The 9,899-nt window shown below is 72.2% G+C and carries 13 protein-coding genes and 2 pseudogenes; 7 read left to right on the plus strand and 8 right to left on the minus strand.

Annotation, left to right across the window (positions count from 1 at the left end):
* Positions 1 to 227 precede the first annotated feature (227 nt).
* Genes AQI88_RS41345 through hemC form a run of 3 tightly spaced genes read left to right on the plus strand, consistent with a single transcriptional unit; the run spans position 228 to position 1,908 of the window.
* Positions 228 to 758: a hypothetical protein gene (locus AQI88_RS41345; RefSeq protein WP_067010857.1), complete on the plus strand. Its 531-nt coding sequence runs from the start codon at positions 228 to 230 to the stop codon at positions 756 to 758.
* Positions 755 to 931 carry a hypothetical protein gene (locus AQI88_RS48340; protein ID WP_244184628.1) on the plus strand — a complete coding sequence of 59 codons (177 nt, stop codon included), beginning with the start codon at positions 755 to 757 and terminating at the stop codon, positions 929 to 931. Before AQI88_RS41345 ends, AQI88_RS48340 begins: the two co-directional genes overlap by 4 nt.
* A gap of 41 nt (positions 932 to 972) precedes the next feature.
* Complete coding sequence (gene hemC, locus AQI88_RS41350) at positions 973 to 1,908, plus strand: hydroxymethylbilane synthase (protein WP_067010861.1); 936 nt, start codon at positions 973 to 975, stop codon at positions 1,906 to 1,908.
* 6 nt (positions 1,909 to 1,914) lie between these two features.
* Here hemC and AQI88_RS41355 read toward each other — a convergent pair whose 3' ends face one another.
* The 4 genes and pseudogenes from AQI88_RS41355 to AQI88_RS41365 form a co-directional block, all read right to left on the minus strand.
* Complete coding sequence (locus AQI88_RS41355; RefSeq protein WP_067010863.1) at positions 1,915 to 2,454, minus strand: hypothetical protein; 540 nt, start codon at positions 2,452 to 2,454, stop codon at positions 1,915 to 1,917.
* 200 nt (positions 2,455 to 2,654) lie between these two features.
* Positions 2,655 to 2,792 (minus strand): annotated as a pseudogene (locus AQI88_RS48345) (ABC transporter permease); the annotation flags it as partial.
* Positions 2,744 to 2,944 (minus strand): hypothetical protein, encoded by a 201-nt coding sequence (locus tag AQI88_RS41360; protein WP_067010865.1) that lies wholly within the window; start codon positions 2,942 to 2,944, stop codon positions 2,744 to 2,746. The gene AQI88_RS41360 and the pseudogene AQI88_RS48345, both read right to left, overlap by 49 nt.
* Positions 2,941 to 3,275 (minus strand): annotated as a pseudogene (locus AQI88_RS41365) (hypothetical protein). The gene AQI88_RS41360 and the pseudogene AQI88_RS41365 overlap by 4 nt, the downstream one beginning before the upstream one ends.
* A 182-nt stretch (positions 3,276 to 3,457) precedes the next feature.
* Between AQI88_RS41365 and AQI88_RS41370 the strand changes: the two are divergent.
* The gene (locus AQI88_RS41370; RefSeq protein WP_067010867.1) at positions 3,458 to 4,249 is read left to right on the plus strand and encodes an RNA polymerase sigma factor SigF; all 792 of its coding nucleotides are present in this window, start codon (positions 3,458 to 3,460) and stop codon (positions 4,247 to 4,249) included.
* A 13-nt stretch (positions 4,250 to 4,262) separates the two neighbouring features.
* Here the strand turns inward: AQI88_RS41370 and AQI88_RS41375 are convergent, their stop codons facing one another.
* Positions 4,263 to 4,619 carry an ANTAR domain-containing protein gene (locus tag AQI88_RS41375; RefSeq protein WP_067010869.1) on the minus strand — a complete coding sequence of 119 codons (357 nt, stop codon included), beginning with the start codon at positions 4,617 to 4,619 and terminating at the stop codon, positions 4,263 to 4,265.
* A gap of 126 nt (positions 4,620 to 4,745) precedes the next feature.
* Here AQI88_RS41375 and AQI88_RS41380 point away from each other — a divergent pair, with 126 nt between their 5' ends.
* Positions 4,746 to 5,555: a VOC family protein gene (locus AQI88_RS41380; protein WP_067010871.1), complete on the plus strand. Its 810-nt coding sequence runs from the start codon at positions 4,746 to 4,748 to the stop codon at positions 5,553 to 5,555.
* A gap of 121 nt (positions 5,556 to 5,676) precedes the next feature.
* Here the strand turns inward: AQI88_RS41380 and AQI88_RS46405 are convergent, their stop codons facing one another.
* From AQI88_RS46405 to AQI88_RS41390, 3 genes are read right to left on the minus strand one after another with little or no spacing between them, the layout of a single operon-like run.
* Complete coding sequence (locus tag AQI88_RS46405) at positions 5,677 to 5,883, minus strand: hypothetical protein (RefSeq protein ID WP_159050559.1); 207 nt, start codon at positions 5,881 to 5,883, stop codon at positions 5,677 to 5,679.
* Between the two features lie 59 nt (positions 5,884 to 5,942).
* On the minus strand, positions 5,943 to 8,060 hold the full coding sequence (gene glgX, locus AQI88_RS41385) for a glycogen debranching protein GlgX (protein WP_067010875.1): 2,118 nt from the start codon (positions 8,058 to 8,060) through the stop codon (positions 5,943 to 5,945).
* Between the two features lie 23 nt (positions 8,061 to 8,083).
* A complete protein-coding gene (locus AQI88_RS41390) occupies positions 8,084 to 8,596 on the minus strand; it encodes a pep a2 (RefSeq protein ID WP_067010878.1) in 513 nt (170 codons plus the stop codon).
* 333 nt (positions 8,597 to 8,929) lie between these two features.
* On the opposite strand from AQI88_RS41390, the gene AQI88_RS41395 reads away from it, so the two are divergent.
* On the plus strand, positions 8,930 to 9,229 hold the full coding sequence (locus AQI88_RS41395) for a DUF5133 domain-containing protein (protein WP_067010880.1): 300 nt from the start codon (positions 8,930 to 8,932) through the stop codon (positions 9,227 to 9,229).
* A gap of 106 nt (positions 9,230 to 9,335) precedes the next feature.
* Positions 9,336 to 9,899: maltotransferase domain-containing protein (locus AQI88_RS41400; protein ID WP_159050560.1), on the plus strand; the 564-nt coding region annotated here is incomplete at its 3' end.

Below are 9,899 nucleotides of genomic sequence, written 5' to 3' on the forward strand. Positions count from 1 at the left end.
TCACGAACGGCATCACCGTCCACCCGGCAGCCCGACCCGACACCGCAACCGACCTCGGTAAACGCCCACCCTGCGCACCCGACAATGCCGCTCGCGCCGGGCCGCGGCTGCGGCCCGAAGGGGGCCGGTTGCGTGGTCGTCCGGCATCACCATCCGCGCGGCGGCCCGACCCGTCACCGCAACCGATCTCGGTAGACGCCCGCCGGGCCTCGGCCCATGATGGCCGGATGGATCTTCTCGGAGAACGGCCCGGAGGACTGCCCGCAGCCGTGGACACGGCCGGCCTGCTCGCCCTCGCCCAGGGCCATCACGCCCGTACCGCCCGGGCCCTGGGCGTCCGGGAGGCCGCCGGTCACCTGGTCAAGGTGTACGCGCTCCAGGCGCCGGGCCGTACGGTCGGCGAGGAGGCCGTGGACGCGGCGATCGAGGCGAGCGCGGGCCATCTCGCGCTCGGTCGGCTGCGGGGGTCGCTCGGCCTCGCGGTGCTCGTCGTGCACGCGGGCGGCGACGGTGACTACGTCCTGGTGCACACCTGGATCGAGGGCCACATGTCCGACCTCGCCGTGTTCACCGGCCCAGCCGGCCGGCCCGCCGAACTGCGGCCGGGCCGGACCGGGCTCGCCCCCTGCGTCTGGGAGGCGGCCCTGCTCGCACACGAACGGGAGGCGTTCTCCCGGCACGTCCTCGACGGGACGGGCCCCCTCGCCGGCCGGCTCGCCGCCTGGGCCGCGGACACCGTGGCGGGAGAGGTCCGTTGACCGGCACTCCCCTGGCACGGCACGCGGAGCGCCCCGACCTGCCCCGCGTCGCCGAACTCGCCGCCCTGCACGCGGAGTACGAGCGTGCCGTGCCGCGCACACACGACGGCCTCTTGCCCGGCCTCCTCAGGGAGGCGGATCTGTTCCGCTTCGACCGGCGGCTGTGCATGTGACAGGGAGGAGGCAGGGCGTCCGAGGGTCTATCGTGTCTCCCATGTCTGTCCCGGAACTGATCCGTATCGTCTCCCGTGACTCACCGATGGCCCTCGCTCAAGTCGAGCGGGTGCGGGCCGAGTTGGGCGTGCTGCATCCGGGAGTGCGTACCGAGGTCGTGCCCGTGAAGACCACGGGTGACAAGTGGCTCGGTGACCTCTCCAAGGTCGAGGGCAAGGGAGCGTTCACCAAGGAGGTGGACGCGGCCCTGCTGGCCGGGGAGGCGGACCTCGCGGTGCACTGCGTCAAGGACGTGCCCGCCGACCGGCCGCTGCCCGCCGGCACGGTGTTCGCCGCGTTCCTGAAGCGGGACGACATCCGTGACGCGCTGGTGCACCCGGGCGGGCTGACCCTCGACGAACTGCCGGCCGGAACCCGGATCGGCACCTCCTCGGTGCGCCGGGTGGCCCAGCTGGCCGCCACGCACCCGCACCTGGAGTGCGTGCCGTTCCGCGGCAACGCCAACCGCCGGCTGGAGAAGCTGGCCGCCGGGGAGGCGGACGCGCTGCTGCTGGCGGCGGCCGGTCTGGAGCGGATCGGCCGCCCCGACGTGATCAGCGAGGTGCTGTCCCCGGAGACGATGATGCCGCCGATCGGCGCGGGCATCCTCGCCCTGCAGTGCCGGGAGGGCGACGCCGAGCTGATCGACGCGGTCAGCGGGCTCGGCGACCCGGCCACGCACCGGGAGGCCACCGCCGAGCGGATGTTCCTGCATGTGCTCCAGGGGCACTGCAACAGCCCCATCGCCGGCTACGCGCGCGTGGACCGCAGCGGTGAACTGTCCCTGCGGGCCTGTGTGTTCACGCCGGACGGCAAGACCCGGCTGAACGCCCACGAATGGGCGGGCCGGCTCGATGCGGCCACGCTCGGCACCTCGGTCGCGGTGGCGCTGCTGCGGCAGGGGGCGCGGGAGATCATCGACGGCATCCCGCACTGACCGGCGTCAGGCGGTGCCCGGCTCCGTCTGGTCCTTCACCGTCTGCTCCTTCAGGAAGGCGCTGACCTGGTGGGCCAGGCTGCCCTGACCGGTGCCCGTCGGGGCGGCCGCGGCGGTCGCCTCCACGACCCCGATGCCGCCCGTCCACAGCCGGCGGTCGGCCCACTCCTCGTCCACCCGCAGCTGGACCTGCACGTCCACGTGCGTCAGGGCGGCCTCCGGGGCGGCCGCGTAGAGCACGGCGGTGGCCCGGCGCAGCGGATAGACGTCGAAGCCCTCGATGAACTGGGAGTTGCGCCAGTCGATGAACGCGCCCTCCCCGTCCGGGCCGACCCGCACGTCGATCTGGCCGTCCTCCAGGTGGATGCCGTAGTGCTGTGCGCCGCGGTTCTCGACCGTCACCCGGAGCCTGAAGTACGTCAGCCCGGCGGCGGCGTCGTCGCGTCCGCGCGGCGGCTCGGCCGCCTCCAGGCGGTGGACGCGGACCCGCAGACCGGCATGCTCGTCGTACTCGTGCCAGTCCCCGACCACGTTCGGCTCGTACACAGTGCCCCTCTCGACCTCAGAGAGCTGCTGTCTATCTGTGCGCTGAGCGCACTGTCAAATGAGCAGAATGCGCTGTGGCCAGGGGGTTCGCCCGCTTTGATCGGTGATCAAGCGCTGCCCAGGAAGAATCCCGTCCAAGGCCCTGCGGGCGGGTCACCGGTGCGTGCCGCACATCACGTCCGCGACAAGATCACCGGGCCGGCCGGCCGAGCAGCGCGGAGGCCGCGCAGGGCGTCGACCTGGTGGCTGAGCGGGTTGGCCTTGCTGACGGCCTGGAACCGGCCCGGCATCACCGATACGGGGTACAGGGCGTGGGAGCCGAAGAAGAGCGGCAGGGTGAGCGGATGGCGGTGATCTTGCCGGCGCCGTCGGGACCGAGCAGCCCGAAGACCTCGCCCTCGACGACGGCCAGGTCGAGTCCGTCGACCGCGCGAGGCGGTGCAGCCGACGGCTTCGGCGGGCGGGGTGGGGCGGGGGTGTCGCTCGTCATTGGTCCTCGGCCTCCCCGTGCAGGGTGACGGCCGGCTTGCGCAGTGCGGGCAGCGCCGCCCGCAGGGCCGCGCGGTCGGCTTCGTCGAGCTCGGCCAGACGGCGGCCGACCAGTCCGGTACGGCGGCGGCGCCAGTCTTCGAGCCGCTTCTGGGCGGCCTCGGTGCGCTGCGTCCGAGATGCCGCTGCCGGGCCGCGCCTCGACGAGCCGCAGCAGCTCCACCTCGGCACCGTGCAGCCGTGACACGGTGAGCCCGCCGTGCAGCCTGGCCTCGCCGGATCAGCCGCTGGATCCGCACGAGCGCGTCGGCCAGTTCCTCCCTCGGAGAAATTGTCCCTACATCGACCAGATTGTTTTGATATATCCGTCGAGGGGAATCCACACGACAGTGCTTCGGACAGGAGGCACGTCCGTGGGAGCCGGCTCAGCCGGGCATCCCGGTGTCCCTGTCACGGGCCGAGGCCGCCTCCCACGGTGTCTGTCGATCAGCACCTGTTGAGAGAGGTGCGCGCGATGCCTGTCAGTGGCTGCACGAAGTCCCACCCCCACGACGACGCCCCCGACACGGCCGAGTCATTCGAGCGGCTCGCGAGGCTGCCCGACGGTCCCGAGCGCCGGGCGCTCAGGGACGAACTGGTCCGGCTCTGGCTGCCCATGGCCGAGCGGATCGCCGTACGGTTCCGCGGCCGCGGGGAGTCCCTCGAGGATCTGTACCAGGTGGCCGCACTCGGCCTGGTGAAGGCCGTCGACCACTACGACCCCTGCCGCGGCCGTGCCTTCGAGGCGTACGCGGTGCCCACCGTCACCGGCGAGATCAAGCGCCACTTCCGCGACCACATGTGGACCCTGCACGTGCCGCGCCGGGTGCAGGATCTGCGCAACCGGGTCCGCAGCGCCGTCAGGGAGCTGGCACAGACCACGTCCGGCCGGGCACCCACCGTCGCGGAGATCGCCGCGCACACACAGCTCAGCGAGGCCGAGGTGCGCGCCGGCATGGAGGCCCTGGAGTGCTTCTCCGCGCTGTCCCTGGACGCGGAGGTGACCGGAACGGACGGGTACGCGCTCGGGGACTCCCTGGGCGAGCCGGACCCCGGCTTCGACCTCGTGGTCGACCGCGCCGCGGTCACCCCGTGCCTTCAAGCCCTGCCCGAGCGCGAGCGCACCATCCTCTACCTGCGGTTCTTCGGCGGGATGACACAGAGCCGGATCGCCCAGCAGCTGGGCATCTCGCAGATGCACGTCTCCCGGCTGCTCAGCGGCTGCTTCGACCGGCTGCGCGAGGAACTGCTCGCGGAGAGCGGCTGAGACCGGCTCAGTGTCACTCCGGAGAGCCGCCGGGGGTCTCCTCCGCGACGGCGGGGATCGGCTCGGCCGCCCCGGGGACCTGGGTGGGGCCGTACCGGTCCAGGGTGTCCTCCAGCTCGGCGCGGACCTCGGGCGGAATGTCACCGCGGCGCCCCCAGATGAGGATCAGATCCGCGATGGTGCGCAACTTGATGTTGGTGTGCTGGGAGATCTCCTTCAGCACCTCCCACCCCTCGTCGGGGCTCACCCGGCCGAGCGCTACCACCATCCCGATGGCCTGATCCACGACGGCGTGGGAGGCCACGGCCTCCTTCAACTGGTCCACCTCGGCCTGCAGCTCGGCGATCCGGTCGGGCTCCGTCTCTCCCATGCCTCCATCGTGCTCACCCGCCTGGCCCGCCGCCACCGGGGTACTCGACAGGCACCGCGCACCCTCCGGTCGGACACTGGTGCCAGACCGGTGGCCACCGGATCCCGAGACCAGGACGCAACTGCCATGAACGATGACACGCCTGCCGGCCGTGGACCGAGGACGAGGGATGTCGTCTCCACGCACTCCGTCTTCGGCGCGCCGTGCTGGGTGAGCCTGACCAGCCGCGACCTGGAAGCCACCCAGGACTTCTACTCGGCTCTGCTCGGCTGGCGGTGGCGCGGCGCCAAGCTCGGCGAGCACTTCCGGATCGCGCTGGCGAACGGGGTGCCGGTGGCCGGCATCGCCGCGGTCGCCTCGATGTGGCAGATGGCGGTGGCCTGGACACCGTACTTCGCGGTCCCGGACGCCGACGAGGCCGTGTCCCGGGCCCGGGAACGCGGCGGTACGACGGCGGTCGGGCCGCTGTCCTTCCCGCCGGGACGGGCCGCGCTGCTCGCCGACCGGGACGGGGCCACCTTCGGGATCTGGCAGGGCGAGCTGGTCGGCAACTGGGAGTCGTGGCGGCGCTCCGCCCCGACCTTCATCCGGCTGCACACCCGCAACGCCTTCGACTCCGCGATCTTCTACGGCGAGATCCTCGGCTGGGCCTCCGGGACACCGGGCTGCTGCGAGGTCGAGTACGAGGGCGGTGAGGTGGTGCTGCGCAGCAGGGGCGACGTGGTGGCGCGCATCGACTCGGGCGCGGTGGAGGCGGCCCCGGACCCCGAGGTCCGGCCCCACTGGCAGATCCATTTCGCGGTGGCCGACGTGGTGGGCTGCGCCCGCACCGCGGAGAAGCACGGCGGCAGCGTGCTGCGCGAGGAGGAGACGGAAGCGGTGCTGCGGGATCCGGACGGGGCCCAGTTCACCGTGACGTCCCGCCCGGAGCGCTGACCGGATTCCCGGGCGGGCAGGCTCGGACGGCCCCCGCTGCGGCGAGCGGCGTGACGAGTCCGGCCCGGAGCCGGGCTCCGGGGACGGGTCCCAGGTCAGCTCGACGTCCGTGCCGTGCACCTCACGCGCGAGGGCCACCAGCATCGCGGCGGCCGCCGCCTGCGCCCGGCCCGGCTTCCGCGTCTCCCGGCACTTCGGCGAGACGTCCGCAGACCATCCCGCCGTCCCGGGTGCGGATGCTGTGGCGCCGGCCGTCCGGCGTCGCGAGCAGCGCGATGCTCTCGGGCAGGCCGAAAGGCTTTTGCCGCTTGCCCTCGCGTCTCGCCATGCGGCCATCCGACACCACGTCGCGGGGCAGCCTGCGTCCGCGGTGCGCCCGGGCCCGGACTATCTCCCGCCGCGCGAGGGCCGTGACAGCAGGATCAGGCTGCGGGACTCCACGCGGAGCCGGGTGCCGGCCTTGCGTTCGCGTTCGTCGGGAAGGCCGTCGGGGTCGGCGGTGTCGATCAGGGTCGTCCAGCGCTCGCCGTAGGAGGCGTCGGGCAGACGGAAGTCGACGGGTTCCCAGTAGCCGTTGAGCAGCAGCAGGAACGAGTCGTCGACCACGCGGCCGCCGTAGGAGTCGCGTTCGGCGATGGCGTCGCCGTTGAGGAACACGCCGACCGAGTGCGCGTCCTCGCGCTGCCAGTCCCGGCCGGTCATCTCGCGCGCGTCGGGCCTGAGCCACATCAGGTCGGGCAGCGGCTGCTCGGCGTTGGTCGCGGTCTCGCCGCGGAAGAAGCGGCGCCTGCGCAGCACGGGATGCCCGGCACGCAGGTTGATGACGTACCGGGTGAACGCGGCGAGGCTGCGCTGCTCGTCGGTCAGGTCCCAGTCCACCCAGGAGACCTCGTTGTCCTGGCAGTAGGCGTTGTTGTTGCCGCGCTGGGTGCGGCCGAGTTCGTCGCCGTGGCTGAGCATCGGGATGCCCTGCGACAGCAGCAGCGTGGCCAGCAGGTTCCGCTGCTGGCGGGCGCGGAGTTCGAGGACGGCCGGGTCGTCGGTCTCGCCCTCCGCCCCGCAGTTCCAGGACCGGTTGTGGCTCTCGCCGTCCTGGTTGTCCTCGCCGTTGGCCTCGTTGTGCTTGTCGTTGTACGACACGAGGTCGCGCAGCGTGAAACCGTCGTGCGCGGTCACGAAGTTGACGCTGGCACGCGGCCGACGCCGGCTGTGCTGGTACAGGTCGGAGGAGCCGGTCAGCCGCGAGGCGAACTCGCCGAGCGAGCCGGGTTCCGCCCGCCAGAAGTCCCGTACGGCGTCCCGGTAGGGGCCGTTCCACTCCGACCACAGCGGCGGGAAGTTGCCGACCTGGTAGCCGCCCTCCCCCACGTCCCAGGGCTCGGCGATCAGCTTGACGCGGCTGATCACCGGGTCCTGCTGGATCAGGTCGAAGAACGCCGACAGCCGGTCCACCTCGTGGAACTGCCGGGCCAGCGTGGCCGCGAGGTCGAAGCGGAACCCGTCGACATGCATCTCGGTCACCCAGTACCGCAGCGAGTCCATGATCAGCTGAAGCACGTAGGGGTGCCGCATCAGCAGGCTGTTGCCGGTGCCCGTGGTGTCGTAGTAGTGCGCCCAGTCGCCGTCGACCAGGCGGTAGTACGAGGCGTTGTCGATGCCGCGGAACGACAGCGTGGGGCCCCTCTCGTTGCCCTCGGCGGTGTGGTTGTAGACCACGTCGAGGATCACTTCGAGACCGGCCGCGTGCAGCGCCTTCACCATGGCCTTGAACTCGTCGACCTGCTGGCCCCGGCTGCCGAAGGCCGCATACGCGTGGTGCGGTGCGAAGAAGCCGATGGTGTTGTAGCCCCAGTAGTTGGCCAGGCCCCGGTCCTGCAGGACACCGTCCTGGACGAACTGGTGGACCGGCATCAGTTCCACGGCGGTGACGCCGAGCGTGGTCAGGTGCTCGATGACCGCGGGGTGGGCGAGTGCGGCGTAGGTGCCGCGCAGCCGCTCGGGGACGTCCGGGTGGGTGCGGGTCAGGCCGCGCACATGCGCCTCGTAGACGACGGAGTCGGCGTACGGGCGCCGCGGGGGGCGGTCGTCGCCCCAGTCGAAGTACGGGTCGGTGACCACGCCGAGCATGGAGTGCCCGGCGCTGTCGGCCGCGGACGGGCCGTCCGGCGCGCGCTCGTAGAGGGAGGCGTGGTTGTCGGTCCGCCCGTCCACCGCTCGCGCGTACGGGTCGAGCAGCAGCTTCGCCGGGTTGCACCGGTGGCCGAGGGACGGCTGCCAGGGGCCGTGCACGCGGTAGCCGTAGCGCTGCCCGGGGCCGACGCCGGGCAGGTAGGCGTGCCACACGAACCCGTCGACCTCGTGCAGCGGGACGCGGCGCCCGGTGCCGGCGTCGTCGACCAGGATCAGCTCGACGCGCTCGGCGACCTCGCTGAACAGCGCGAAGTTGGTGCCCTGTCCGTCGAAGGAGGCACCCAACGGGTAAGGGTGCCCGCTCCACACAGGCACCCTTTTCCTGGACTTGCGGTCCGTCACCGGGCGCCCACCAGGGCGTCGTCCTCGGCGGTCGCCGGGGCGGCCAGGACGGCCACCGGGATCGCCCGGGGTACCTGGAGCCCTTGACGCAGGCTCGGCGCGGGGGCCTTCGGGACCAGCGGGACGCGCTCGCCGGACCGGGCGCGCTGCGAGAACCAGATGATCTTGCAGCCGGTCGCCGAGGCACAGCAGCCCCAGCCGTCGCTCATGGCGGCGAGGTCCGCGAGGCACGCCCTCAGGTCCTGGTCGGGGCGCAGGTCGCGGTCTTCGCCCCCGACGGCGGTGATGAGATGCTGGCGGTTCCACCACATCTCGATCGACGTGTGCTTGTCCGTGGCGTGCTGGTCGATCGCCCTCAACAGCAGTTCGGCGCCGCGGCGGACGGGGTCCACGAGGTTCTCGAGGTCCCAGTGGCGGAGGTGGGCGGCCAGGATGCGGCTGACCTGTCCCACCCGTTCCGGGCTGACTTCCACGTCGAGGTGGTAGTAGCAGGGCACTGCGGTCTTCATCGTCGCTTGCTCCTCACCCGCGAAGCTCCCGCTCCCCTCGCCCGGCCCGGGAGGGATCCCGGACTCTTACCCGTCCGGGAGGAATCCCGGAACACTTAGCGTGAGCGATGATCGCTTCTGAGTCACCTCCACACTGAGGCCACTACGCCATTCGTGCAACACGAGCACCACGTACGGCCGGATGATTGAAGGTCCAACAGGACGTTGCGTCGCTGTCCGTGCACCATGAGTGAAAGCCTCGATCGCCGTAACGGTGCCGTGCCCTCCTGTGCGCGGACACCACCCGACCGTCGGGAACGCGCCCAGTCGAGAGCGTGGAAGGTGAAGAGGGTCATGCTGCTACCCGCCAAGGCCGAAGTGGCCCGGCAGTTGCGGCGTTACCGGGCGTGGGAGCGTGTGATGCTCGCCTCGCCCCACGACCGCAGGGTCCGGGCCACTTTCGAGGACTCGGGCTACACCTTGTGCGTGCTGATGGGAAAGCGCTGCGCCCGGGAGGCAGCGGAAGCGGCCGAGCGCTATCTGCACTCCACCCTGGCCGGCTACCTGCGCGAGCAGGACGGGCGGCCGCAGCCGGGCCCGGCGGGCCGGCGGGCGCCGCCGTCGGAGCGGCGTTCCACGGCGCCACGGCACTGATCTGGCACCGTACAGGGCGTTCCACGCGGGACGGCAGCAGCCGAACCGTTTCTCGGATCGCGAAGCCGGGCCCCGGGCCCGGCTTCGCGCACGGCGGAGGTGAGACATGCGCAGGACCCCGGCCATCGGCCGCGTACCGGTACGTGACGTCCGGCCGGCCGTGGACTGCGGCAGGCGCCCGGCGAAGGCGGTGGCCGGGGAGACGTTCCAGGTCACGGCCACCGTGTTCCGGGAGGGGCACGACGCCGTCGGCGCCAATGTCGTCCTGCGGGATCCGGCGGGCCGCCGTGGCCCGTGGACGCCGATGCGGGAGCTGTCCCCCGGCAGCGACCGCTGGGGTGCCGAGATCACCCCGGACGCCACCGGCCGCTGGACCTTCCGCGTGGAGGCCTGGAGCCATCCGCTGGCCACCTGGCGGCACACCGCCGCGGTCAAGGTGCCGGCGGGCATCGACACCGGGCTGGTCCTGGAGGAGGGCGCCGACCTCTACGAGCGCGCGGCCGCCGGAGTGCCCAAGGGGCCGCAGCGGGACCTGGTCCTGGCCGCCGCGCGGGCTCTCGGCGACGACACGCTGTCGGTGCACCACCGTCTGAAGGCCGCGTTGTCACCGGAGGTGGACGCGGTGCTGTCCCGCCATCCGCTGCGGGAGTTGGTCACCGCCTCCGACCCC

The sequence above is a fragment of the Streptomyces cellostaticus genome (assembly GCF_001513965.1).
Classification (GTDB): domain Bacteria; phylum Actinomycetota; class Actinomycetes; order Streptomycetales; family Streptomycetaceae; genus Streptomyces; species Streptomyces cellostaticus.

Coding starts and splice junctions, on each gene's coding strand:
- AQI88_RS41390 (WP_067010878.1), bottom strand. CDS start 8,596: ATGAAGACCGCAGTGCCCTGCTACTACCACCTCGACGTGGAAGTCAGC.
- AQI88_RS41380 (WP_067010871.1), top strand. CDS start 4,746: ATGAACGATGACACGCCTGCCGGCCGTGGACCGAGGACGAGGGATGTC.
- AQI88_RS41370 (WP_067010867.1), top strand. CDS start 3,458: ATGCCTGTCAGTGGCTGCACGAAGTCCCACCCCCACGACGACGCCCCC.
- AQI88_RS41375 (WP_067010869.1), bottom strand. CDS start 4,619: ATGGGAGAGACGGAGCCCGACCGGATCGCCGAGCTGCAGGCCGAGGTG.
- hemC (WP_067010861.1), top strand. CDS start 973: ATGTCTGTCCCGGAACTGATCCGTATCGTCTCCCGTGACTCACCGATG.
- AQI88_RS46405 (WP_159050559.1), bottom strand. CDS start 5,883: ATGGCGAGACGCGAGGGCAAGCGGCAAAAGCCTTTCGGCCTGCCCGAG.
- AQI88_RS41360 (WP_067010865.1), bottom strand. CDS start 2,944: ATGACGAGCGACACCCCCGCCCCACCCCGCCCGCCGAAGCCGTCGGCT.
- AQI88_RS41395 (WP_067010880.1), top strand. CDS start 8,930: ATGCTGCTACCCGCCAAGGCCGAAGTGGCCCGGCAGTTGCGGCGTTAC.
- AQI88_RS41345 (WP_067010857.1), top strand. CDS start 228: ATGGATCTTCTCGGAGAACGGCCCGGAGGACTGCCCGCAGCCGTGGAC.